Here is a 23675-nt window from a genome sequence, read left to right as displayed (position 1 = left end):
TGTTATGGAGCAGCGATGCCGGAAGGACCAGAAATCCGCCGGGCGGCAGATCAGCTGGCCGCCGCGGTGGTGGGTAACACGTTGAAGCGCGCTTGGTTCGCTTTCCCGCGGTTGAAGCCGTATGAAACGGAGCTGATCGGTCAGCGCGTTGAACGGATCGCGACGCACGGCAAGGCCCTGTTAACCTATTTCAGCAATGGATTGGTTCTCTATAGTCATAACCAGCTCTATGGCGTCTGGCGGGTGGTCAAGGCCGGGGAATCGCCGCCGCAAACCGGGCGCGATTTGCGCGTGCGGCTGGAAACAGCGGATGCCGCCGTTCTGCTGTATAGCGCCTCCGATATCGCCATGCTGAGCGCGGAAACGGTGGCGTCGCACCCGTTTCTGCAGCGTATCGGCCCCGATGTGCTCGACCAGACGCTGACGGCGGACGCGGTGCGCGAGCGATTGCTCTCCGCGCGCTTCCGGCGCCGGCGCTTCAGCGGCCTGCTGCTCGATCAGGCGTTTCTCGCCGGGCTGGGGAATTACCTCAGAGCCGAAATTCTCTGGCACGCCAGCCTGGCGCCGCAGCATACCGCCGAGCAGTTGTATGCCGAACAGCTGCTGCGCCTGAGCCAGGCGTTGATCGCTATTCCCCGCTTGTCCTACAGTACGCGTGGCGGCGTGAATGAAAACAACCATCACGGCGCGATTTTCGCATTCAAGGTGTTCCATCGCGAGGGCGAGGCGTGCGAGCGGTGCGGCCATCGTATCGAGAGAACCGTTCTCTCTTCACGTCCGTTCTTCTGGTGTCCGCACTGTCAGAAGTGAAAGGGCCGGGATCTCCGGCCTTCGCGCTACCAGACTAAACCGATCACTCTTTCGGCAGATTGGATTTAAAGTCGCGTTTATCGTAGCCGGTGTAGAGCTGGCGCGGACGAGCGATCTTGATGCCGTCTTCGTGCATTTCATTCCAGTGGGCGATCCAGCCGACGGTGCGCGCCATGGCGAAGATAACGGTGAACATGGAGGACGGAATGCCCATCGCTTTCAGAATAATGCCCGAGTAGAAATCGACGTTCGGATACAGCTTCTTCTCGATAAAGTACGGGTCGTTCAGGGCGATGTTTTCCAGCTCCATGGCCACTTCCAGCAAATCATCCTTGCGGCCCAGTTCCCTCAGCACTTCGTGGCAGGTTTCACGCATTACGGTGGCGCGCGGGTCATGGTTTTTATACACCCGGTGACCGAAGCCCATCAGACGGAAAGAGTCATTTTTATCTTTGGCGCGTTTGATAAAGGCCGGGATATGCTCAACGGAGCTGATCTCTTCCAGCATGCGTAAACAGGCTTCGTTGGCGCCGCCGTGCGCGGGGCCCCATAGCGACGCGATCCCCGCGGCGATACAGGCGAACGGATTGGCGCCGGAAGAGCCGGCGGTGCGCACGGTTGACGTCGACGCATTCTGCTCATGGTCGGCGTGCAGGATCAGAATGCGATCCATCGCCCGTTCCAGCACCGGGTTTACCACATATTCCTCGCAGGGCGTGGAGAACATCATATGCAGGAAGTTGCCGGCGTAAGAGAGGTTGTTTCTCGGGTAAACAAAGGGTTGGCCCAATGAATACTTGTAACACATCGCGGCGACGGTCGGCATTTTAGACAGCAGGCGGTAGGCGGCGATTTCACGATGGCGATCGATACTGATATCCAGCGAATCGTGGTAGAACGCCGCCAGCGCGCCGGTTACGCCGCACAGCACCGCCATGGGGTGTGAGTCACGGCGGAAACCGTGGAACAGACGGGTGATCTGTTCGTGGATCATGGTATGGCGGGTGACGGTGGTTTTAAAGGTCTCGTATTGTTCTTGCGTCGGCGCTTCGCCGAACAGCAGGATGTAACACACTTCAAGATAGTTGGATTTTTCCGCCAATTGGGCAATCGGGTAGCCGCGGTGCAATAAAATGCCTTCCTCACCGTCGATATAGGTGATTTTGGATTCGCAGGATGCCGTTGAGGTAAAGCCGGGATCGAAGGTAAATAAGCCTTTGGAGCCGAGGGGGCGGATATCTATTTCATCATATCCCAACGTGCCGGAGAGAACGTTCAGTTCAATCGGATCTTTACCGTCTAGAGTAAGCGTTGCTTTTTTATCAGCCATTTACAGTCTCCTTAGCGCTTTAATTTTAAAATTTTCCACCGAAGAAATACCGTCATGCCTGTACACCGGATCAATAACCAACCAGCGAAACTCTGTTCTGTCGCGACAGCGTCGTCAGTAGGGGACAGAGTCGGGCTATGGCGAGCAGCCAGCCACATTCAGGATGAAAACATCGTTCTCCAGATAATTAACCATTCTTTGAACTAATCATAGCCAGTAGTGCTAACTTTTACGTGGCTTCTCTTATTCCCACTTTTACATAAGTTATGTCGGTGGGAAAGAATAACCGCTGAGCATTACTACATCATAGGGGAGTTTAGCGCGCTAGTTGTAATTTAAATGTTGAAATTTTGTCAAACGATATGGTTGTATTTGTATGAATTGTGAAATTTGTGATGAGAATCACTATTCAGGGGAAATGTCACCAAACAATTTGTATGGGATTTGTAATAAGAATGTGAAGTACCTATACTTCGGACAGGTCTCCGGAACCCCCTGTCGTAGGAGCCACCCAGTATGAATGATGCGCTGTTAGACACCGGAATGTTGATGTTTGAGCGCGTAGCATAAACCGCTTCCTGGTTTGCGACATTTATGCTGTCTGACCTTCAGGTCCGGAGGAAGATACAATAATAAAAGCTGTGTGGGCATATACGTGAAAAAACAAAGACCTGTTAATTTGGATCTGCAGACGATCCAGTTTCCCGTTACTGCGATAGCATCCATTCTCCACCGCGTCTCCGGCGTTATCACCTTTGTCGCTGTCGGCATCCTGCTGTGGCTGCTGGGACTCTCCCTTTCTTCCGCGGAGGGCTTCCTGCGGGCGGCGGAAATGCTGGATAGCGTTATCGTCAAATTCGTCGTTTGGGGCATCCTCACCGCGCTGGCTTACCATATTGTCGGTGGTCTGCGTCATCTGATGATGGATTTTGGCTATATAGAAGAGGACCTTGTTGCCGGCAAACGTTCGGCGAATATCTCTTTTATCATCACCGTCGCGCTTTCACTTCTGGCTGGAGTCCTCGTATGGTAAGCAATGCTTCTGCGTTAGGACGCAATGGCGTACAGGATTGGTTACTGATTCGCGCTTCCGCCATCGTCATTGTGCTGTATGTGATTTATCTGCTTGGCTTTATTATCGCCGTCGGCGAAATGACCTACCCGGTCTGGCGCGATTTTTTCGCTATGGCTCTCACCAAGGTATTCACCCTGCTTACGTTATTTTCCATCCTGGTGCATGCGTGGATAGGGATGTGGCAGGTGCTGACCGACTACATTAAACCGCTGGCCCTGCGCCTGACTTTACAGTTGGCGATCGTGGTTGCGCTGTTGGTGTACGTCATTTATGGAACTATTGTGGTGTGGGGGGCGTAATGAATTTGCCAGTCAGAGAGTTTGATGCTGTTGTAGTCGGCGCGGGCGGCGCAGGTATGCGCGCCGCGCTGCAAATATCCCAGATGGGCCTCTCCTGCGCCCTGTTGTCCAAAGTCTTTCCAACCCGTTCCCATACCGTGTCCGCGCAGGGGGGCATCACCGTCGCGCTGGGCAATACCCATGAAGACAACTGGGAATGGCATATGTATGACACGGTGAAAGGTTCCGACTATATCGGCGATCAGGACGCGATTGAATATATGTGCAAAACCGGCCCGGAAGCGGTGCTGGAGCTGGAACATATGGGACTGCCGTTTTCCCGCCTGGACGACGGCAAAATCTATCAGCGTCCGTTCGGCGGACAATCCAGGAATTTCGGCGGCGAGCAGGCCGCCCGTACCGCGGCGGCGGCCGACCGCACCGGCCACGCCCTGCTGCATACGCTATACCAGCAGAATCTGAAAAATCACACCACCATCTTTTCCGAATGGTACGCGCTCGATCTGGTGAAAAATCAGGACGGCGCGGTGGTGGGATGCACCGCCATCTGTATCGAAAGCGGCGAAGTGGTCTATTTCAAAGCGCGCGCCACCATACTGGCCACCGGCGGCGCGGGGCGTATTTATCAGTCCACCACCAATGCGCACATCAACACCGGCGACGGCGTCGGCATGGCGTTGCGCGCCGGCGTGCCGGTGCAGGACATGGAAATGTGGCAGTTCCATCCGACGGGGATCGCCGGCGCCGGGGTGTTGGTGACCGAAGGCTGTCGCGGCGAAGGGGGCTACCTGCTGAATAAGCACGGCGAACGCTTTATGGAACGCTACGCGCCGAACGCCAAAGATCTGGCCGGCCGCGACGTGGTGGCCCGTTCGATTATGATCGAAATCCGCGAAGGGCGCGGCTGTGAAGGCCCCTGGGGGCCGCATGCCAAGCTGAAGCTGGACCACCTGGGCAAAGAGGTGCTGGAATCCCGCCTGCCGGGCATTCTTGAGCTGTCCCGCACCTTTGCCCATGTCGATCCGGTGAAAGAACCGATCCCGGTTATTCCCACCTGTCACTATATGATGGGCGGCATCCCGACCAAAGTCAGCGGTCAGGCGCTGACGGTGAACGAAAAAGGGGAAGATGTGCCGATCCCCGGCCTGTTCGCCGTGGGGGAGATCGCCTGTGTTTCGGTGCATGGCGCCAACCGCCTGGGCGGTAACTCGCTGCTCGACCTGGTGGTGTTCGGCCGGGCGGCGGGAATGCATTTGCATGAGTCGCTGGATGAGCAGGGCGCAAGCCGCGACGCCAGCGAGTCGGATATCGAAGCCTCCCTCGAACGTCTTAACCGCTGGAACAACACGCCCTCGGGCGAAGATCCGGTGGAAATCCGCAAGGCGCTGCAATCCTGCATGCAGCATAACTTCTCGGTATTCCGCGAAGGAGACGCCATGGCGAAAGGTCTGGAAGAGCTGAAAACGATCCGCGAGCGGCTGAAAAATGCCCGGCTGGACGATAATTCCACCGAATTCAATACCCAGCGCGTTGAATGTCTGGAGCTGGATAACCTGATGGAAACCGCGTATGCGACGGCGGTTTCCGCCAATTTCCGCACCGAAAGCCGCGGAGCGCACAGCCGTTTCGACTATCCCGATCGTGATGATGAAAACTGGTTATGTCATTCGTTGTATCTGCCGCAAACCGACAGCATGACGCGCCGTGCGGTGAACATGCAGCCTAAACTGCGCCCGGCCTTTCCGCCGAAAGTGCGTACCTATTAATTGCGGGGGATTGATTGATGAAACTCGAATTTTCTATTTATCGTTATAACCCGGACGTGGATGATGCGCCGCGGATGCAGGACTACCGGTTGGAAGCGGAAGAGGGGCATGACATGATGCTGCTGGACGCGCTGATTCTGCTGAAGGAGCAGGATCCGACGCTGTCGTTCCGCCGTTCATGCCGCGAGGGGGTTTGCGGCTCGGACGGTGTTAATATGAACGGTAAAAACGGGCTGGCCTGCATCACGCCGATTTCGGCGCTGCGGCGCGGAAACCATAAAATCGTCGTCCGCCCGCTGCCCGGATTGCCGGTGGTGCGTGATTTGGTGGTGGACATGGGGCAATTCTATGCCCAATATGAGAAAATAAAACCTTACCTGTTGAATAATGGAAGAAATCCTCCGGCGCGCGAGCATTTGCAGTCGCCGGAGCAGCGCGCGAAACTGGATGGCTTATATGAATGCATCATGTGCGCCTGTTGTTCAACCTCTTGTCCGTCGTTCTGGTGGAACCCGGACAAGTTCGTCGGGCCGGCGGGCCTGCTGGCCGCGTACCGCTTCCTGATCGACAGTCGCGATACGGAAACCCAGCCCAGACTGGAAAATCTGGACGATGCTTTCAGCGTATTCCGCTGTCACAGCATTATGAATTGCGTCAGTGTTTGTCCGAAAGGGCTTAACCCGACGCGGGCGATCGGCCACATTAAGTCCATGCTGTTGCAGCGTAGCGCGTAACCAGCGCGTTGTTTATTTAGCGGATTGTTTGATTAGCGGATTGTTACGGATATCATCCCCCGCGGCGGATGCGGCGGGGGATGACAGGAAACCTTTAAAAGCGGGCTCAGGCGCCAGAACCGGTTTTTAAAGGTTCCTTAACGGGTAATGGATTCCCCGCCGGTACTGACCTACGGCAAGTGAACCCTTTACGGTAACCGATTTTATACGACACGATGACATGTTAACCACGGCGAAAACTGAAGCTTATTAGCTTAAGGGATCATGATGCAGAACGGCGCAATGAAGGCCTGGCTGGATTCCTCCTATCTGGCGGGCGCGAACCAGTCCTACATAGAGCAGCTCTATGAAGATTTTTTAACCGACCCGGATTCTATCGATCTCAGCTGGCGATCGATTTTCCAGCAGTTGCCTACGGCTGGGATTAAACCGGATCAACTCCACTCCAAAACCCGTGAATATTTTCGCCGCCTGGCGAAAGAGTCTTCACGTCACACCTCATCGGTTACCGACCCTGACAGCGATGCGAAGCAGGTCAAGGTGTTGCAGCTTATCAACGCCTTCCGCTTTCGCGGCCACCAGCAGGCTAATCTCGATCCCTTGAATTTGCGCCCCCAGATCCCGGTGCCCGAATTGGATCTCGATTACCACAATCTGACGCAGGATGATTTGCAGGAAACCTTTAACGTGGGGTCGTTCGCCATCGGCAAGGACACCATGCAGCTGGGCGAACTGTATCAGGCGCTGAAACAGACCTACTGCGGGCCGATCGGCGCGGAGTATATGCACATCACCAATACGGAAGAAAAACGCTGGATCCAGCACCGCATCGAGTCGGTGGTGGGGCAGCCCTCGTTCAGCGCCGAAGAGAAAAGGTGTTTCCTGAAGGAGCTGACCGCGGCGGAAGGCCTGGAGCGTTACCTCGGCGCCAAGTTCCCCGGCGCCAAGCGCTTCTCGCTGGAAGGGGGCGACGCCCTGGTGCCGATGCTGAAAGAGATGGTCCGTCATGCGGGCAAAAACGGCACGCGCGAAGTGGTTCTCGGCATGGCGCACCGCGGCCGCCTGAACGTACTGGTCAACGTGGTGGGAAAAAAACCGCAGGATTTGTTCGATGAATTTTCCGGCAAGCATAAAGAGCACCTGGGCACCGGCGATGTGAAATACCATCAGGGATTCTCCTCCGATCTGGAAACGGAAGGCGGGCTGGTGCATCTGGCGCTGGCGTTCAACCCTTCCCATCTGGAGATCGTCAGCCCGGTGGTGACCGGCTCGGTACGCGCCCGGCTCGACCGGCTGGACAATCCGGTTGATACGCTGGTGCTGCCGGTGACCATTCATGGCGATGCGGCCATCAGCGGGCAGGGCGTGGTGCAGGAAACGCTCAACATGTCCAAGGTGCGCGGTTATGAAGTCGGCGGCACGCTGCGTATCGTCATCAACAACCGCATCGGTTTCACCACCTCGAACCTGCTGGATATCCGCTCCACGGAATACTGCACCGATATCGGTAAAATGGTGCAGGCGCCGATTTTCCACGTTAATTCGGACGATCCGGAAGCGGTGGCCTTCGTTACCCGTCTGGCGCTGGATTTCCGCAACACCTTTAAGCGCGACGTGTTTATCGACCTGATCTGCTACCGCCGTCACGGTCATAACGAGGCGGACGAGCCTAGCGCCACCCAGCCGATGATGTACCAGAAAATCAAAAAACATCCGACGCCGCGCAAAGTGTATGCGGACCGTCTGGAACAGCAGCAGGTGGTCACGCTGGAAGACGCCACCGAGCTGGTCAACCTGTACCGCGACGCGCTGGACGGCGGCGACTGCGTGGTGGAAGAGTGGCGCGAGATGGACATGCAGTCCTTCACCTGGTCGCCCTATCTCAACCACGAGTGGGACGAACCCTATCCCAGCAAGGTCGAGATGAAGCGTTTGCAGGAACTGGCCAAGCGCATCAGCGAGATCCCGGAGGCGATAGAAATGCAGCCGCGGGTCGCCAAGGTGTATAACGACCGCGCTGAAATGGCGAACGGCAATAAGCCGTTTGACTGGGGCGCGGCGGAAATGCTGTCGTACGCCACCCTGGTTGACGAGGGGATTTCGATACGGCTGTCGGGTGAAGACACCGGCCGCGGCACCTTCTTCCATCGCCATGCGGTGGTGCATAATCAGAAAAACGGTTCCGGCTATACGCCGCTGGAGCATGTGCATAACGCCCAGGGAACCTTCAACGTCTGGGACTCGGTGCTTTCCGAAGAGGCGGTGCTGGCGTTTGAATACGGCTATGCCACGGCGGAGCCGCGCACCCTGACCATCTGGGAAGCGCAGTTCGGCGACTTCGCCAACGGCGCGCAGGTGGTTATCGACCAGTTCATCAGCTCCGGCGAACAAAAGTGGGGGCGGATGTGCGGACTGGTGATGCTGCTGCCGCACGGCTATGAAGGGCAGGGGCCGGAACACTCCTCGGCCAGGCTCGAACGCTACCTGCAGCTGTGCGCCGAACAGAATATGCAGGTGTGCATTCCTTCCACGCCGGCCCAGGTGTATCACATGCTGCGCCGTCAGGCGCTGCGCGGCATGCGTCGTCCGCTGATCGTCATGTCGCCGAAATCGCTGTTGCGTCATCCGCTGGCGATCTCCTCGCTGGAAGATCTGGCCGACGGTCATTTCCAGCCGGCGATTGGCGAAGTCGACGATCTGGATCCCAAGGCGGTCAAACGCGTCGTGCTCTGTTCCGGCAAGGTTTATTATGATCTGGTGGAGCAGCGGCGCAAAAATGATCAAAAAGATGTGGCTGTGGTGCGTATCGAACAGCTTTATCCCTTCCCGCACCAGGCGGTGCAGGCGGCGCTGGAGCCATTCTCCCAGGTGCACGATTTCGTGTGGTGTCAGGAAGAGCCGCTGAATCAGGGGGCCTGGTATTGCAGCCAGCATCATTTCCGTGAAGTTATTCCGTTTGGGGCTTCTTTACGTTACGCCGGACGTCCAGCTTCCGCTTCACCCGCGGTGGGCTATTTTTCCGTACACCAGAAACAGCAGCAAGATCTGGTTAATGACGCGCTGAACGTTGATTAAATAAAAGGATAGATAATGAGTAGCGTAGATATTCTCGTCCCCGACCTGCCCGAATCCGTCGCTGACGCCACGGTGGCGACCTGGCATAAAAAACCGGGCGACAGCGTCCAGCGTGATGAGGTGCTGGTCGAGATTGAAACCGACAAAGTCATACTGGAAGTGCCGGCATCCGAAGCCGGTATTCTGGATGCGGTGCTGGAAGAGGAAGGCGCCACGGTGACGGCGCGTCAGGTGCTGGGCCGCCTGCGCCGGGGCGACAGCTCCGGTAAGGAAACCAGCGAAAAGTCGCAGACCAAAGAGGCCAATCCGGCGCAGCGCCACACGGCCGCGCTGGAAGAGCAGAGCAGCGATGCGCTCAGCCCGGCGATCCGCCGTCTGATTGCCGAGCACGACCTGGATGCCGCCGCCATTAAAGGCAGCGGCGTCGGGGGGCGCATCACCCGGGAAGACGTTGACAAGCATCTGGCCGCGAGCAAGCAAGAGGCCAGGAAAGAGGATAAACCCGCCGCGCCGTCAGCCCCGGCCCCGGCGCTGGGGGCGCGCAGCGAAAAACGCGTGCCGATGACGCGCCTGCGCAAACGGGTGGCGGAACGTCTGCTGGAAGCGAAAAACAGCACCGCCATGTTGACCACGTTCAACGAAGTCAACATGAAGCCCATTATGGATCTGCGCAAGCAGTACGGCGAGGTGTTCGAGAAGCGCCACGGTATCCGTCTGGGCTTTATGTCTTTCTACCTTAAAGCGGTGGTTGAAGCGCTGAAGCGTTTCCCGGAAGTCAACGCCTCCATTGACGGCGAAGATGTGGTTTATCATAACTATTTCGACGTCAGCATCGCGGTATCGACGCCGCGCGGTCTGGTGACCCCGGTACTGCATGACGTCGATGCGCTGGGCATGGCCGACATTGAGAAGAAGATCAAAGAGCTGGCGGTAAAAGGCCGCGACGGCAAGTTGACGGTTGAAGAACTCACCGGCGGTAATTTCACTATTACCAACGGCGGCGTCTTCGGCTCGCTGATGTCCACTCCGATCATCAACCCGCCGCAAAGCGCCATCCTCGGCATGCATGCGATTAAAGATCGGCCGATGGCGGTGGACGGTCAGGTGGTCATCCTGCCCATGATGTATCTGGCGCTCTCCTACGATCATCGCCTGATCGATGGACGCGAATCCGTAAGCTTCCTGGTAACGGTGAAGGAGTTGCTGGAAGATCCCACTCGTCTACTGTTGGATATCTGATTCGCCCGGGCGGCGGGGCACGACTGCCCGCCGCCCTTCATTTATGTGCTATGCAGGCCGTTCTGTTTGCGGCATCATCAAAAAAATATAAGAAAGTCACTGACTTATCTTTAAACTTAGATGGATAGAACATCATGAATCTACATGAATATCAGGCAAAACAGCTATTTGCTCGGTATGGGCTACCGGCGCCGGTCGGCTATGCCTGTACGACCCCGCGCGAAGCGGAAGAAGCCGCCTCGAAAATCGGCGCGGGCCCGTGGGTGGTCAAATGCCAGGTTCACGCCGGCGGTCGCGGTAAAGCGGGCGGGGTGAAAGTCGTCGGCAACAAGGAAGATATCCGCGCATTCGCTGAAAGCTGGCTGGGTAGAAACCTGGTGACGTATCAAACCGATGCGCAAGGGCAGCCCGTTCATCAGATTCTGGTGGAAGCGGCGACGGAGATTGACCAGGAGCTCTATCTGGGGGCCGTGGTCGACCGCGGCAGCCGTCGCGTGGTGTTTATGGCCTCCACCGAAGGCGGCGTGGAGATCGAAAAGGTCGCGGAAGAAACCCCCGAACTGATTTATAAAGCGGCGCTGGATCCGCTGACCGGGCCGCAGCCCTATCAGGGGCGCGAACTGGCCTTTAAGCTGGGCCTGAGCGGCAAACAGGTGGCCCAGTTCACCAAAATCTTTATGGGGCTGGCGACGATGTTTCTGGAGCGCGATCTGGCGCTGGTGGAGATCAACCCGCTGGTGATTACCAAACAGGGCGATTTGATCTGTCTGGACGGCAAGCTGGCGGCCGACGGCAACGCCCTGTTCCGTCAGCCCGAGCTGCGCGAAATGCGCGACCCGAGCCAGGAAGACTCCCGCGAAGCGCACGCCGCCCAGTGGGAGCTGAACTATGTGGCGTTGGACGGCAATATCGGCTGTATGGTGAACGGCGCCGGTCTGGCGATGGGGACGATGGACATCGTCAAGCTGCACGGCGGGGCGCCGGCCAACTTCCTTGACGTGGGGGGCGGCGCCACCAAAGAGCGGGTGACCGAGGCGTTCAAAATCATCCTGTCCGACGACAAGGTCAAAGCCGTACTGGTCAATATCTTTGGCGGCATCGTGCGTTGCGATTTGATCGCCGACGGCATCATCGGCGCGGTTGCCGAAGTGGGGGTCAATGTCCCGGTGGTGGTGCGTCTGGAAGGGAATAACGCCGATCTTGGCGCCAAAAAGCTGGCCGACAGCGGCTTGAATATTATTGCCGCCACCAGCCTGACGGATGCGGCGCAGCAGGTCGTGGCCGCGACGGAGGAGAAATAATGTCCATTCTGATCGATAAAAACACCAAAGTCATCTGCCAGGGTTTTACCGGCAGTCAGGGGACGTTTCACTCGGAGCAAGCGCTTGCTTACGGCACGCAGATGGTCGGCGGCGTAACGCCGGGCAAAGGCGGCAGCGAACATCTGGGGCTGCCGGTGTTCAATACCGTGCGTGAAGCCATTGACGCGACCGGCGCTACCGCCTCGGTTATCTACGTTCCCGCGCCGTTTTGCAAAGATTCGATTCTGGAAGCCATCGACGCCGGCATCGAACTGATTATCTGCATCACCGAAGGGATCCCGACGCTGGATATGCTGAGCGTGAAGGTCAAGCTGGAGCAGAGCGGCGTGCGGATGATCGGCCCGAACTGTCCGGGGGTCATCACGCCGGGTGAATGCAAGATCGGCATCATGCCGGGCCATATCCATCTGCCGGGCAAAGTGGGGATCGTCTCCCGTTCCGGCACCCTGACTTACGAAGCGGTCAAGCAGACCACCGACGCCGGGCTGGGGCAATCCAGCTGCGTGGGTATCGGCGGCGACCCTATTCCCGGCTCCAGCTTTATCGATATCCTGCGGCTGTTCGAGCAGGACCCGCAAACGGAAGCGATTGTGATGATCGGTGAAATCGGCGGAACCGCCGAGGAAGAGGCCGCGGCCTATATCAAGGATCACGTGACCAAACCGGTGATTAGCTATATTGCGGGGGTAACCGCTCCCAAAGGTAAACGGATGGGGCATGCCGGGGCGATTATCGCCGGCGGCAAAGGCACCGCCGATGACAAGTTTGCGGCTTTGGACGCCGCCGGGGTGAAAACGGTGCGCAGTCTGGCCGATATCGGCGAGGCGGTCAAAGCGGTGCTGTCCCGCTGATGCGGCAATAACAACCTATTACCCTGGCAAAGTTCGACATGTTTGGCCACCTCCGGGTGGCCTTTTTTATCGGGAAAACCAGCCTATTCAGTCGGTTTATAACCGGTAATGAGCATTGTTAATTTATTGCAACAATGCGCTAACAATTAAAGCACTTAATTATAGTCTATAAATAGAGGGAATTAGCTAAAGGGGGACAACGGCAGTACGCATCAATAGACGCTGTTAAAGTAAAAAATATATTACCGAATTGGTTTTTATATCAACCATAAAAATACATTGCGTTAACAATGTGGGCTGGGCGGAATTAATATAACCCCTTAATTAACAAAAAAAGGGGAATTTGTTTTAGATCAAACTCTGCCTATGGATATATTTTTAGAAATGAGATTAAATTGCGCCAGGTCAATTATTGCTGGCAACATAGTTAGCAGGAAAGTTGATTTGAAACTAAAAATCCAATCTGGGTCACGTAAAAACCTATTTATTGTAGGGGATTAGAGGCGTAATATACCGTCACTCAGTCTTGGGGCTTAGGATTGGACCTGTAATATTTGTGATTTTTCTTTGGCTTGCCGTTGGATGCGCCGGGCGATAGCGCGGCGTTTGTTAAAGCCAGTGCTGAAGCAATTTCTTGTTGTGTTCTTTTTGAGTGTTTACTGACGGGTGTTTAGTGGCTTGTCAGATCCTGCAAGCTAAAACCTTCCTGCGAGGAGCAAGGAGTCAAGATGTTTGATATAGTCGAACTGTCACGCTTACAGTTTGCCTTAACCGCAATGTACCATTTTCTATTCGTGCCATTAACGCTGGGGATGGCGTTTTTGCTGGCGATTATGGAAACGGTATATGTGCTGTCGGGCAAACAAATCTATAAAGATATGACCAAGTTCTGGGGCAAGTTATTTGCAATCAACTTTGCCCTCGGCGTTGCCACCGGACTGACGATGGAATTTCAGTTCGGCACCAACTGGTCCTATTTCTCCCATTACGTCGGAGATATTTTCGGCGCTCCGCTGGCCATTGAAGGCCTGATGGCGTTCTTCCTCGAGTCCACCTTCGTCGGCCTGTTCTTTTTCGGCTGGGACCGGCTGGGGAAAGTTCAGCATATGGCGGTTACCTGGCTGGTCGCGCTGGGCTCCAACTTCTCCGCGCTGTGGATCCTGGTGGCCAACGGCTGGATGCAAAACCCCATCGCCTCTGATTTCAACTTTGAAACCATGCGCATGGAAATGGTGAGCTTCGCCGATCTGGTGCTGAACCCGGTCGCTCAGGTGAAATTCGTTCACACCGTCGCCGCGGGCTATTGCACCGGCGCCATGTTTATTCTGGGCATCAGTTCTTACTATCTGCTGAAAGGCCGCGACATCGCCTTTGCCAAACGCTCCTTCGCCATCGCCGCCAGTTTCGGTCTGGCTTCCGTGCTCTCCGTTATTGTACTGGGCGACGAATCCGGCTATGAAATGGGCGACGTGCAGAAAACCAAGCTGGCCGCGATAGAAGCCGAATGGGAAACCCAGCCGGCGCCGGCTTCATTCACGCTGATCGGCCTGCCGAATCAAGGCACCATGGAAAACGATTATGCTATTCGTATCCCCTATGTTCTTGGTTTGATCGCCACGCGTTCCACCGATAAGCAGGTGACCGGCCTGAAAGATCTGATGGAACAGCATCAGGTTCGTATCCGCAACGGCATGAAGGCTTACCAACTGCTGCAGGAACTGCGCGCCGGGAATACCGATCCCGCGGTTAAAGAAGCGTTTAACCAGTCTAAACAGGATCTGGGGTACGGTCTGCTGCTGAAACGCTATACGCCGCAGGTTTCCGACGCGACCGAAGCGCAAATTCAGCAGGCCACCAAGGACTCGATTCCGCGCGTGGCGCCGCTGTATATCTCTTTCCGCATAATGGTGGCGTGCGGCATCCTGATGCTGCTGATCATCGGCCTCTCTTTCTGGACCGTGCTGCGCGGCAAAATCGGCGAAAGAAAATGGCTGCACCGCGCCGCGTTGTACGGCATCCCTTTGCCGTGGATTGCGGTGGAAGCGGGCTGGTTCGTGGCCGAATACGGGCGTCAACCCTGGGCTATCGGTGAAATACTGCCGACCGCGGTCGCGACGTCGTCACTCACCGCGGGGGATATCCTGTTCTCTATGGCGCTGATTTGCGGTCTGTATACGCTGTTCCTGGTGGCGGAAATGTATCTGATGTTCAAATACGCGCGTCTGGGGCCAAGCAGCCTGAAAACGGGGCGCTATCACTTTGAACAGCCGCTGACGGTTGCGCAGGAAGCACGGTAAACAGGAGTCCACTATGTTTGAATATGAAGTGTTGCGTTTTATCTGGTGGCTGTTGATCGGCATTCTGCTGATTGGTTTCGCCGTCACCGATGGTTTTGATATGGGCGTAGGGATATTGGTCCGGCTGATGGGCCGGGGCGATACCGAGCGCCGTATAATGATCAACAGCATCGCCCCGCACTGGGACGGCAACCAGGTCTGGCTGATCACCGCCGGCGGCGCGCTGTTCGCCGCCTGGCCGATGGTCTACGCCGCGGCGTTTTCCGGTTTCTACATCGCCATGATCCTGGTGCTGGCGTCGCTGTTCTTCCGGCCCGTCGGTTTTGACTATCGTTCCAAAATTGAAGATCCGCGCTGGCGCGGCATGTGGGACTGGGGCCTGTTTATCGGCAGCTTTGTGCCGCCGGTGGTTATCGGCGTGGCCTTCGGCAACCTGTTGCAGGGCGTTCCCTTCCATGTCGACGAGTATCTGCGTCTGTACTACACCGGAAACTTCTTCCAACTGCTGAACCCGTTCGGGTTACTGGCCGGCATTGTCAGCCTGACGATGATCGTGGCGCAGGGGGCGACCTATCTGATGATGCGCACCACCGGCGATTTGCACGTGCGTTCAAAATCGGTGGCGCAGCTTTCCGCGCTGGCCATGCTGGTGGCTTTCGCTCTGGCGGGCGTCTGGGTGGTTTACGGCATTGACGGTTATGTGGTGACTTCCGCCATCAATACCGCGGCCGAGTCCAACCCACTGCATAAAGAAGTCGCTCATCAGGCGGGCGCCTGGTTGATTAACTTCAACAATCATCCGGTGCTGTGGGCGATCCCTGTGCTGGGCGTGGCGTTACCGCTGCTGACCATCATTTTCGCCCGGCTGGAGAAAGGCGCGTTCGCGTTCCTGTTCTCATCCCTGACCATTGCGTGCGTGATTCTGACGGCGGGCGTGGCGATGTTTCCGTTCATTATGCCGTCGGTCACCGCGCCCAACGTCAGCCTGACGATGTGGGATGCGACCTCAAGCCTGCTGACCCTGAAAGTGATGACGGTGGTGGCGATTATCTTCGTCCCGATTGTGCTTTCCTATACCGCGTGGTGTTACTACAAAATGTTCGGACGGATTACCAAAGAACATATTGAGCAGAACACCCACTCGCTGTACTAAGTAAGGAGCTTAATTTATGTGGTATTTTGCCTGGATACTCGGAACGCTTCTTGCTTGCTCGCTGGGGATTATTACCGCCCTGGCGCTTGAGCAAAGCGAGGCAAGCAAAGCGACCGACGATAAAACGCAATGAGCGATCTGGTGGATAAGCTATACCGCCTGATGGATAAGAGCCCGATTCGGGCTCTTTCCCTGATCATGGCGCTGGCGGCGGCCGGGTGTGTTTTCTGGGATCCCGCCCGCTTTGCGGCAAGAACCAGCGAATTATCGGTATGGCAGGGGCTGCTGCTGATCTGGGCGGTGTGCGCCGGCGTGATCCACGGGGTGGGTTTCCGCCCGCGGCGATTGTGCTGGCGCGCCTTTTTCAGTCCGCTTCCGGCCTTTGTCATTCTGGCGCTCGGCCTGTACTACTTTTTCAGCTAATCCCGCCGACTATTCCATTTGGTTATGGGTTGTCTGCAACCCATAATTATTTTCTTTCCGCTGTTGCAATCCATTCCCAACCTCATTCCTCTTGCGTATAGTAACGATGTTTATAGCATTGCCGGGATGTAGAGTGAGTAAGACGTTATTCTGCTGGCCAGTTCGGGTCTACTTTGAAGATACTGATGCAGGTGGTGTTGTTTATCACGCGCGTTATGTCGCCTTTTATGAGCGGGCCAGAACGGAAATGTTGCGTGAACGCAATTTTCACCAGCAGGCGTTGATGAGCGAACATATTGCTTTTGTCGTTCGCCGCATGTCGGTGGAGTATTTTGTTCCCGCGCGCCTTGACGATCTGTTGGAAGTGCAAAGCGAAATCATCGCGATGCGCGGCGCTTCTCTGACTTTCTCACAGCGCATTCTCAATTCATGCGGCAGCTTGCTGAGTCAAGCTGAAGTTTTGGTCGCATGCATCGATCCACACCAAATGAAGCCAATCGCGCTTCCTAAGTCTATTGTCGCGGAGTTCAAGCAGTGACTGACATGAATGTTCTTGATTTGTTCCTGAAGGCAAGCCTTCTGGTCAAACTAATCATGCTGATTTTAATCTGTTTTTCCATTGCTTCCTGGGCGATCATCATCCAGCGCACCCGTATCCTGAATGCGGCGACGCGCGATGCTGAAGCGTTTGAAGATAAATTTTGGTCAGGTATCGAGCTGTCTCGCCTGTATCAGGAGAGTCAGACGCGGCGCGACAGTCTGACGGGAACAGAACAAATCTTCTATTCCGGGTTCAAAGAGTTTGCTCGTCTGCATCGCGCCAACAACCACGCGCCGGAAGCGGTGGTGGAAGGGGCGTCGCGGGCGATGCGTATTTCCATGAATCGTGAGCTGGAGACGTTGGAAACCCATATTCCGTTTTTGGGAACCGTCGGCTCCATCAGCCCGTATATCGGCCTGTTTGGCACGGTGTGGGGGATTATGCACGCTTTCATCGCCCTGGGGGCGGTAAAGCAGGCGACGTTGCAAATGGTTGCGCCCGGTATCGCTGAGGCGTTGATTGCAACGGCGATCGGTCTGTTCGCCGCTATCCCCGCGGTTATGGCGTATAACCGCCTTAATCAGCGGGTGAACAAGCTGGAGCAGAACTATGACAACTTTATGGAAGAGTTTATCGCCATCCTGCATCGTCAAGCCTTCTCCAGCGATAACAGCAAATAATCAGGGGGGATCATGGCACGAGTACGCAGAGGTCGCCGTGAACTGAAATCCGAGATCAACATTGTTCCGCTGCTGGACGTGCTGCTGGTGCTGTTGCTGATCTTTATGGCGACGGCCCCCATCATCACCCAGAGCGTGGAGGTCGATCTACCGGAGGCGACGGATTCAAAGACGGTTTCCGGCAGCGATAATCCTCCGGTGATCGTTGAAGTATCGGGAATAGGGCAATACAGTCTGGTGATTGAGCAGAACCGAATGGAGCAGCTTCCGGCGGAACAGGTGGTGGCCGAAGCGCAGGCGCAACTGGCGGCCAACCCGAAAGCGGTATTTTTGATTGGCGGCGCGAAAGATGTTCCTTATGATGAAATCATCAAGGCGCTGAACCTGCTGCATCAGGCCGGGGTCAAATCCGTTGGGCTGATGACGCAACCGATCTGAAACAGCGTGACGATCGTCGGGCATATTGTTGGCAATACTGTTTTTGGGAATCGATTGTGCTAAAAGCAACCGAACAAAACGATAAGCTGAAACGCGCCGTTATTATTTCGGTGGTTCTGCATATCTTACTGATTGCTTTGCTGATCTGGAGTTCATTCACGCAAACGATGGATGCCAGCGGAGGCGGCGGCGGTTCATCGATTGATGCCGTTATGGTCGACCCGAGCGCCGTTGTCGAGCAATACAACCGCCAGCAGCAACAGCAGACCGACGCACAGCGCTCCGAGCAGCTGCGTAAAAGGCAGGCGGAGCAGCAGGCCGAAGAGCTGCAGCAGAAACAGGCGGCGGAGCAGCAGCGGCTGAAAGAGCTGGAAAAAGAGCGCCTGCAGGCGCAGGAAGAGGCCAAACGGCAGGCGCAGGAGCAGGCCGTGCAGCGCAAGCAGGCTGAAGAGGCCGCGCAGCAGGCGAAAGAACAGCAGCAACAGGCCGAGGCCGCCGCGGCCAAAGCCAGGGCGGAAGCGGAACAGCAGGCGAAGGCCGCCGCCGACGCGAAGAGAAAAGCCGAAGAAGAAATTCAACGCCAAGCGGCTGCGGCCGCCGCTGCGAAGAAAAAGGCGGAAGAGGAAGCCAAAGCCGCCGCGGAAGCCGCGAAGCAGAAAGCGCAGGAGGCGGCTAAAGCGGAAGCGGCAAAAGCCGCCGAGTTGGCGAAACAAAAAGCGGCCGCGGATGCGGCGAAGCAAAAGGCGGCGACAGAGGCCGCGAAGAAAGCCGAGGCCGCCGCCGCGGCTAAAAAAGCGGCGGAAGATAAAAAACGAGCCGCCGCGGAAGCCGCCAAACAGGAAAATACCGTTGATGACCTGCTTGGCGGACTGGCATCGTCAAAAAACGCGCCCAGATCGGGCGGCGGCGCGCCGGCGGGAACGGGAAACAACAAGCAAAGCGGCGCGTCCGGCGCGGCGCTGGACAGCTACGGCAGTCAGGTACGCGCGGCGATCCAGAACAAGTTTTATGACTGGCAGCTGTATAAAGGGCGGACCTGCACGTTGCGTATCAAACTGGCGCCGGATGGACTGTTGATTGATGTGAATGCCGAGGGCGGCGATCCCGCTTTGTGCCAGGCGGCGATTGCCGCGGCGAAACAGGCCAGAATTCCGAAGCCGCCAAGCTCGGATGTGTATGAGGCTTTCAAAAATGCGCCGATAGACTTTAAACCGCAGTAACCAGGCCGTTTACCGATATGGGTTTAAGATTATTACTATGGTAAACAAACCAGGTTATAGTGTTTTGTTGACATTGGTTTGTTTTTGTTAAAATTCTGCTAATTATCGTAGACGCTGCGTCTGGATAAGGGAGATTAAATGAAGCAGGTACTTAAGGTCGCATTAAGTTTTTTAATGCTGTGGGCCGTGGCGCTGCATGCGGAAGTGCGCATCGAGATCACCCAGGGGGTGGACTCGGCGCGTCCGATCGGCGTTGTTCCCTTTAAATGGGCGGGACCGGGCGCCGCGCCTGAGGATATCGGCGGCATTGTCGGCGCCGATTTACGCAACAGCGGCAAGTTCAACCCGATTGAAGCCGGCCGTATGCCGCAGCAACCCGCCACCGCATCCGAAGTGACGCCGGCCGCCTGGACGGCGCTGGGCATTGATGCCGTGGTCGTCGGACAGGTGCAGCCCAGCGCCGACGGCAGCTATGTTATTTCCTACCAACTGGTGGATACCGCCGCTAATCCGGGCACCGTTTTGGCGCAGAACCAATTCAAGGTCACCAGGCAGTGGCTGCGCTACGCCGCGCATACCGCCAGCGACGAGGTGTTTGAAAAACTGAGCGGCATCAAGGGCGCCTTCCGTACCCGTATCGCCTATGTGGTGCAGACCAATGGCGGCCAGTTCCCTTTTGAACTGCGCGTTGCGGACTATGACGGTCATAACCAGTTTGTGGTTCACCGTTCTCCCGAGCCGTTGATGTCTCCGGCATGGTCGCCGGACGGCAGCAAACTGGCCTATGTGACCTTTGAAAGCGGACGTTCGGCGCTGGTGGTGCAGACGCTGGCGAACGGCGCCATCCGCCAGATCGCCTCTTTCCCGCGTCACAACGGGGCGCCTTCTTTCTCTCCTGACGGCAGCAAGCTGGCGTTTGCCTTGTCGAAAAGCGGCAGCCTGAATCTGTATGTGATGAATCTGGGGTCCGGTCAAATCAGCCAGGTAACCGACGGGCGCAGCAATAACACCGAACCCAGCTGGTTCCCGGATAACCAGACCCTGGCCTATACTTCGGATCAGGCCGGTCGTCCTCAGGTTTATAAAACGAATATCAACGGCGGTTCGCCTCAGCGTCTGACTTGGGAAGGTGCCCAAAATCAGGATTCTGAAGTGAGCGCCGACGGTAAATTTCTGGTAATGGTGAGCTCCAACGCCGGCGTTCAGCATATTGCCAAACAGGATCTGGTAACGGGCGCCGTGCAAGTATTAACGGACACGTTCCTGGACGAAACGCCAAGTATCGCGCCTAATGGCACCATGGTTATCTATAGCTCCAAACAGGGGCTGGGTTCGGTGTTACAGCTGGTTTCGACGGATGGGCGTTTCAAAGCGCGTCTTCCGGCTACTGATGGACAGGTCAAGTTCCCTGCCTGGTCGCCGTATCTATAAGTGCAGACTATGTACAATAAACTATTTAAAGGACACAAACAGATGCAATTCAATAAAGTGCTGAAAGGCCTGATGTTGGCTCTGCCGGTACTGGCAGTTGCCGCATGTAGTTCTAATAAAAATGCGGATAGCGACCAATCCTCCATCGGCGCCGGCGGTAGCGGCAGCGGTTTCGAGAACGGCAGTGGCTCTTCTTCCGAGCAGGCTCGTCTTCAGGTGCAGGAATTACAGCGTAACAATATCGTTTACTTCGATCTGGACAAGTACGATATTCGCTCTGATTTCGCTCAACTGCTGGACGCGCATGCGGCATTCCTGCGCAGCAACCCGTCTTACAAAGTGACCATTGAAGGTCATGCGGATGAACGCGGTACGCCGGAATACAACATTGCTCTGGGCGAACGCCGCGCCAATGCGGTACAAATGTACCTGCAGGGTAAAGGCGTTTCTTCCGACCAAATCTCTATCGTATCTTACGGTAAAGAAAAACCAGCCGTACTGGGTCATGACGAAGCGGCTTATGCCAAAAACCGTCGTGCCGTCCTGGTATATTAAGAGAATCGCATGATCGGTAACTTCAGACGTCACTCGTTGGGTCTGTCGTTACTGGTTGGCGTAGCGGCCCTGTGGGCCGCTACTGCCCAGGCAGCGCCAATCAGTAATGCCGGCTCTGGCTCGGTGGAAGATCGAGTCACTCAATTGGAGCGTATTTCCAACGCTCACGGTCAGCTTTTAACCCAACTTCAGCAACAGCTTTCCGATACGCAGCGCGATATCGATAATTTGCGCGGGCAGATTCAGGAAAGTCAGTACCAACTGAATCAGGTGGTGGAGCGGCAAAAACAGATTTATCAGCAAATTGATGGCTTAAGCTCATCGCCGGCCGCGACGCCGACGCCGAGTGCGCCAGCAGCGGATAGCGGCGCCGACAATAGCGCGCCGACCGGTTCCGGCGATGCAAACGGCGATTACAATGAGGCCGTCGCCCTGGTGCTGGAGAAAAAACAGTACGATCAGGCCATCAGCGCATTTCAGACTTTCGTCAAGAAATACCCGGATTCAACCTACCAGCCCAACGCCCAATACTGGCTCGGGCAGTTGAATTACAACAAGGGCAAGAAAGACGATGCCGCCTACTACTTTGCCAATGTGGTAAAAAACTACCCCAAATCGCCGAAAAGCGCGGAAGCGCTGCTGAAGGTCGGGGTGATCATGCAGGAAAAAGGGCAGCTTGATAAAGCCAAAGCCGTTTACCAGCAGGTGGTAAAAGCCTATCCCAATACGGAAAGCGCAAAGCAGGCGCAAAAACGTCTATCAGCCTCTTGATCTCCTTTCGTCAGGCACAAAAGTTGCTCTTTATGGGCAATTTTTGTGCCTGAACGTGCGAAGAATAAGCAGTCGAACCGTTTTTATGGAAAATAGGTTGCGCTGAAAATTTAAGTTAGTAATATATGCCGCCGTTGCCAAGGCATGAACGAAATGCCTGAAGCTGCATGAAATTTGGGTCGTTAGCTCAGTTGGTAGAGCAGTTGACTTTTAATCAATTGGTCGCAGGTTCGAATCCTGCACGACCCACCAATTTCAAATTAAGAAAGTGGTTTAGAATCGTGAAGGATGAGAACCCTAAGGTTCGACAAAATCGACATCGTCGATTTTGAACAACGCGTCAAGCGTTGGCCCGAAGGGCGAGGCCGCAGGCCGAGTAATCCTGCACGACCCACCAATTTCAGCAGTAGGCTTTTCAGCAGTTCCGCATTGCGGGTCGTTAGCTCAGTTGGTAGAGCAGTTGACTTTTAATCAATTGGTCGCAGGTTCGAATCCTGCACGACCCACCAATTTCAAATTAAGAAAGTGACTTAGAATCGTGAAGGATGAGAACCGTAAGGTTCGACAAAATCGATATCGTCGATTTTGAACAACGCGTCAAGCGTTGGCCCGAAGGGCGAGGCCGTAGGCCGAGTAATCCTGCACGACCCACCAATATCCGCAAAGTTTCCCCTTTCTGAAGTACATTCATTCAAAATTACCATGTTGCACGTGTCGTGCGGGTGAGAAAAAATCGTCAGGAACGATTTTTAACAACGCTCGCGTTGGCCCTGCAAGGGTGAGTCTCAGGATGAGACGAATAACCTGCGTTTAGGTTCGAGCCGAGCGGAGCGAGACAGCATGGTTTGCCGCGAAGAAAACCAAACCGATCATAACTGGATAGTCGTATTTGTGCTAATGTGGGTTTGTGGTAATTTATGGGGGTGATCTTATGAGCCGTCTGACTATCGATATAACCGAGCATCAACACCAGAGCCTGAAAGCCCTGGCGGCGCTGGAAGGCAAGACAATCAAGCAATACGCTATAGAACGACTTTTCCCCGGTGATACGAATGCTGACCAGACATGGGAAGATCTTAAAAACCTGCTGGGCGAGCGTATCAGTGAAGGCTTGTCTGGAAAGGTTTCAGCCAAAAGCATCAGCGAAATCCTTGATGATGAGCTGTCCGGAGGCAAGCGTTCTTGACCCGGAATTATGTCCTGACGGATGCGGCGGAAGCCGATATGCGCGGTATCATCCGTTATACGCGCAAACAATGGGGCGATGCGCAGGTGCGCAGCTACATCAAAAAACTGGAGGTCGGCATTACCGCTCTTGCGGCCGGTGATGAAGCTTTCAAGGACATGAGCGAACTCTGGCCGACGCTGCGTATGGCGCATTGTGAACACCATTATGTATTCTGCCTGCCGCGAGAGAATGAACCAGTGCTGGTTGTGGCGATCTTTCACGAACGTATGGAGCTGATGGCAAGGTTGGCGGAAAGACTGAATGCCTGAAAATAAATTCTCCTGACGACCCACCACCGACCATTCCTGATGGGAGTGTTAGAAATTCCGTGTCATTCCAGTAATATATCCCAAAAAGGAATGATACATGACCCAACCTTTCGATTTCGACAAAGCGCTGAAAGCGCTCCAGTCTGGCCAAGCCCTGACCGGGAAAGA

The 23675-nt window shown here is 55.6% G+C and carries 23 protein-coding genes, 2 tRNA genes and 2 other RNA genes; 26 read left to right on the top strand and 1 reads right to left on the bottom strand.

Translation table 11 applies throughout. From position 1 onward, the window contains the following. Positions 1-15 precede the first annotated feature (15 nt). Positions 16-810 (top strand): endonuclease VIII, encoded by a 795-nt coding sequence (nei, locus tag MFP24_RS08725; RefSeq protein ID WP_249228817.1) that lies wholly within the window; start codon positions 16-18, stop codon positions 808-810. Positions 811-853: 43 nt separating this feature from the next. On the opposite strand, the gene MFP24_RS08720 is transcribed toward nei, so the two are convergent. Beyond that, positions 854-2140, bottom strand: coding sequence for a citrate synthase (locus MFP24_RS08720; protein ID WP_249228818.1), 1287 nt, complete (start codon positions 2138-2140; stop codon positions 854-856). 643 nt (positions 2141-2783) lie between these two features. Here MFP24_RS08720 and sdhC point away from each other — a divergent pair. From sdhC to MFP24_RS08595, 25 genes are all read left to right on the top strand, one after another. Then, positions 2784-3173, top strand: a complete 390-nt coding sequence (gene sdhC, locus MFP24_RS08715) for a succinate dehydrogenase cytochrome b556 subunit (protein ID WP_249228819.1) — start codon at positions 2784-2786, stop codon at positions 3171-3173. Then, a complete protein-coding gene (sdhD, locus tag MFP24_RS08710; RefSeq protein ID WP_249228820.1) occupies positions 3167-3514 on the top strand; it encodes a succinate dehydrogenase membrane anchor subunit in 348 nt (115 codons plus the stop codon). The genes sdhC and sdhD overlap by 7 nt, the downstream gene beginning before the upstream one ends. After that, positions 3514-5280, top strand: coding sequence for a succinate dehydrogenase flavoprotein subunit (gene sdhA / locus MFP24_RS08705; RefSeq protein ID WP_249228821.1), 1767 nt, complete (start codon positions 3514-3516; stop codon positions 5278-5280). Before sdhD ends, sdhA begins: the two co-directional genes overlap by 1 nt. Positions 5281-5297: 17 nt before the next feature. Further along, positions 5298-6014: a succinate dehydrogenase iron-sulfur subunit gene (locus MFP24_RS08700; protein WP_249228822.1), complete on the top strand. Its 717-nt coding sequence runs from the start codon at positions 5298-5300 to the stop codon at positions 6012-6014. A gap of 267 nt (positions 6015-6281) precedes the next feature. After that, positions 6282-9089, top strand: a complete 2808-nt coding sequence (gene sucA / locus MFP24_RS08695) for a 2-oxoglutarate dehydrogenase E1 component (RefSeq protein ID WP_249228823.1) — start codon at positions 6282-6284, stop codon at positions 9087-9089. A gap of 15 nt (positions 9090-9104) precedes the next feature. Then, on the top strand, positions 9105-10328 hold the full coding sequence (gene odhB / locus MFP24_RS08690) for a 2-oxoglutarate dehydrogenase complex dihydrolipoyllysine-residue succinyltransferase (RefSeq protein WP_249228824.1): 1224 nt from the start codon (positions 9105-9107) through the stop codon (positions 10326-10328). A gap of 134 nt (positions 10329-10462) precedes the next feature. Continuing rightward, on the top strand, positions 10463-11629 hold the full coding sequence (gene sucC / locus MFP24_RS08685; protein WP_249228825.1) for an ADP-forming succinate--CoA ligase subunit beta: 1167 nt from the start codon (positions 10463-10465) through the stop codon (positions 11627-11629). Further along, positions 11629-12501: a succinate--CoA ligase subunit alpha gene (gene sucD / locus MFP24_RS08680; RefSeq protein WP_249228826.1), complete on the top strand. Its 873-nt coding sequence runs from the start codon at positions 11629-11631 to the stop codon at positions 12499-12501. The genes sucC and sucD overlap by 1 nt, the downstream gene beginning before the upstream one ends. Before the next feature lie 728 nt (positions 12502-13229). Then, entirely contained in the window at positions 13230-14798 is a 1569-nt protein-coding gene (gene cydA, locus MFP24_RS08675) for a cytochrome ubiquinol oxidase subunit I (protein WP_249228827.1), read from the top strand. A gap of 13 nt (positions 14799-14811) precedes the next feature. After that, entirely contained in the window at positions 14812-15951 is a 1140-nt protein-coding gene (gene cydB, locus MFP24_RS08670; protein ID WP_249228828.1) for a cytochrome d ubiquinol oxidase subunit II, read from the top strand. A gap of 16 nt (positions 15952-15967) precedes the next feature. Further along, complete coding sequence (gene cydX / locus MFP24_RS08665; protein ID WP_009113768.1) at positions 15968-16084, top strand: cytochrome bd-I oxidase subunit CydX; 117 nt, start codon at positions 15968-15970, stop codon at positions 16082-16084. Next, complete coding sequence (gene ybgE, locus MFP24_RS08660; RefSeq protein ID WP_249228829.1) at positions 16081-16374, top strand: cyd operon protein YbgE; 294 nt, start codon at positions 16081-16083, stop codon at positions 16372-16374. Before cydX ends, ybgE begins: the two co-directional genes overlap by 4 nt. Positions 16375-16507: 133 nt before the next feature. Continuing rightward, positions 16508-16912 (top strand): tol-pal system-associated acyl-CoA thioesterase, encoded by a 405-nt coding sequence (gene ybgC, locus MFP24_RS08655; protein WP_249228830.1) that lies wholly within the window; start codon positions 16508-16510, stop codon positions 16910-16912. Further along, positions 16909-17595: a Tol-Pal system protein TolQ gene (gene tolQ, locus MFP24_RS08650; RefSeq protein WP_136167962.1), complete on the top strand. Its 687-nt coding sequence runs from the start codon at positions 16909-16911 to the stop codon at positions 17593-17595. Before ybgC ends, tolQ begins: the two co-directional genes overlap by 4 nt. A gap of 12 nt (positions 17596-17607) precedes the next feature. After that, entirely contained in the window at positions 17608-18033 is a 426-nt protein-coding gene (tolR, locus tag MFP24_RS08645; protein ID WP_249228831.1) for a colicin uptake protein TolR, read from the top strand. 56 nt (positions 18034-18089) lie between these two features. Further along, a complete protein-coding gene (gene tolA, locus MFP24_RS08640) occupies positions 18090-19253 on the top strand; it encodes a cell envelope integrity protein TolA (RefSeq protein WP_249228832.1) in 1164 nt (387 codons plus the stop codon). Positions 19254-19391: 138 nt separating this feature from the next. After that, positions 19392-20684 (top strand): Tol-Pal system beta propeller repeat protein TolB, encoded by a 1293-nt coding sequence (gene tolB / locus MFP24_RS08635; RefSeq protein ID WP_249228833.1) that lies wholly within the window; start codon positions 19392-19394, stop codon positions 20682-20684. A 42-nt stretch (positions 20685-20726) separates the two neighbouring features. After that, positions 20727-21239: a peptidoglycan-associated lipoprotein Pal gene (gene pal, locus MFP24_RS08630; RefSeq protein WP_009113761.1), complete on the top strand. Its 513-nt coding sequence runs from the start codon at positions 20727-20729 to the stop codon at positions 21237-21239. A gap of 9 nt (positions 21240-21248) precedes the next feature. Beyond that, positions 21249-22010 carry a cell division protein CpoB gene (gene cpoB, locus MFP24_RS08625; RefSeq protein WP_249228834.1) on the top strand — a complete coding sequence of 254 codons (762 nt, stop codon included), beginning with the start codon at positions 21249-21251 and terminating at the stop codon, positions 22008-22010. Positions 22011-22186: 176 nt separating this feature from the next. After that, positions 22187-22262 (top strand) — tRNA-Lys (locus MFP24_RS08620). A gap of 15 nt (positions 22263-22277) precedes the next feature. After that, positions 22278-22407, top strand: a non-coding RNA gene (locus MFP24_RS08615) — RtT sRNA. A gap of 36 nt (positions 22408-22443) precedes the next feature. Continuing rightward, positions 22444-22519, top strand: a tRNA-Lys gene (locus tag MFP24_RS08610). A 15-nt stretch (positions 22520-22534) separates the two neighbouring features. Next, a non-coding RNA gene (locus MFP24_RS08605) (RtT sRNA) lies at positions 22535-22664 on the top strand. Positions 22665-22941: 277 nt separating this feature from the next. Continuing rightward, positions 22942-23196, top strand: coding sequence for a type II TA system antitoxin, ParD family (locus MFP24_RS08600; protein ID WP_249228835.1), 255 nt, complete (start codon positions 22942-22944; stop codon positions 23194-23196). Beyond that, positions 23193-23507, top strand: a complete 315-nt coding sequence (locus tag MFP24_RS08595) for a type II toxin-antitoxin system RelE/ParE family toxin (protein WP_263458447.1) — start codon at positions 23193-23195, stop codon at positions 23505-23507. The genes MFP24_RS08600 and MFP24_RS08595 overlap by 4 nt, the downstream gene beginning before the upstream one ends. Positions 23508-23675 lie beyond the last annotated feature (168 nt).

The organism is Brenneria tiliae (genome assembly GCF_023347575.1).
Taxonomy (GTDB): domain Bacteria; phylum Pseudomonadota; class Gammaproteobacteria; order Enterobacterales; family Enterobacteriaceae; genus Brenneria; species Brenneria corticis.
Note: the sequence above shows the minus strand (reverse complement) of the source record. Positions and strands in the feature narration are given on the sequence as shown.

Bases quoted from the DNA above. Each gene is read 5' to 3' on its own strand.
- nei (WP_249228817.1), top strand. From the start codon at position 16: ATGCCGGAAGGACCAGAAATCCGCCGGGCGGCAGATCAGCTGGCCGCC.
- MFP24_RS08720 (WP_249228818.1), bottom strand. From the start codon at position 2,140: ATGGCTGATAAAAAAGCAACGCTTACTCTAGACGGTAAAGATCCGATT.
- sdhD (WP_249228820.1), top strand. From the start codon at position 3,167: ATGGTAAGCAATGCTTCTGCGTTAGGACGCAATGGCGTACAGGATTGG.
- sdhA (WP_249228821.1), top strand. From the start codon at position 3,514: ATGAATTTGCCAGTCAGAGAGTTTGATGCTGTTGTAGTCGGCGCGGGC.
- MFP24_RS08700 (WP_249228822.1), top strand. From the start codon at position 5,298: ATGAAACTCGAATTTTCTATTTATCGTTATAACCCGGACGTGGATGAT.
- sucA (WP_249228823.1), top strand. From the start codon at position 6,282: ATGCAGAACGGCGCAATGAAGGCCTGGCTGGATTCCTCCTATCTGGCG.
- odhB (WP_249228824.1), top strand. From the start codon at position 9,105: ATGAGTAGCGTAGATATTCTCGTCCCCGACCTGCCCGAATCCGTCGCT.
- sucC (WP_249228825.1), top strand. From the start codon at position 10,463: ATGAATCTACATGAATATCAGGCAAAACAGCTATTTGCTCGGTATGGG.
- sucD (WP_249228826.1), top strand. From the start codon at position 11,629: ATGTCCATTCTGATCGATAAAAACACCAAAGTCATCTGCCAGGGTTTT.
- cydA (WP_249228827.1), top strand. From the start codon at position 13,230: ATGTTTGATATAGTCGAACTGTCACGCTTACAGTTTGCCTTAACCGCA.
- cydB (WP_249228828.1), top strand. From the start codon at position 14,812: ATGTTTGAATATGAAGTGTTGCGTTTTATCTGGTGGCTGTTGATCGGC.
- cydX (WP_009113768.1), top strand. From the start codon at position 15,968: ATGTGGTATTTTGCCTGGATACTCGGAACGCTTCTTGCTTGCTCGCTG.
- ybgE (WP_249228829.1), top strand. From the start codon at position 16,081: ATGAGCGATCTGGTGGATAAGCTATACCGCCTGATGGATAAGAGCCCG.
- tolR (WP_249228831.1), top strand. From the start codon at position 17,608: ATGGCACGAGTACGCAGAGGTCGCCGTGAACTGAAATCCGAGATCAAC.
- tolB (WP_249228833.1), top strand. From the start codon at position 19,392: ATGAAGCAGGTACTTAAGGTCGCATTAAGTTTTTTAATGCTGTGGGCC.
- pal (WP_009113761.1), top strand. From the start codon at position 20,727: ATGCAATTCAATAAAGTGCTGAAAGGCCTGATGTTGGCTCTGCCGGTA.
- cpoB (WP_249228834.1), top strand. From the start codon at position 21,249: ATGATCGGTAACTTCAGACGTCACTCGTTGGGTCTGTCGTTACTGGTT.
- MFP24_RS08600 (WP_249228835.1), top strand. From the start codon at position 22,942: ATGAGCCGTCTGACTATCGATATAACCGAGCATCAACACCAGAGCCTG.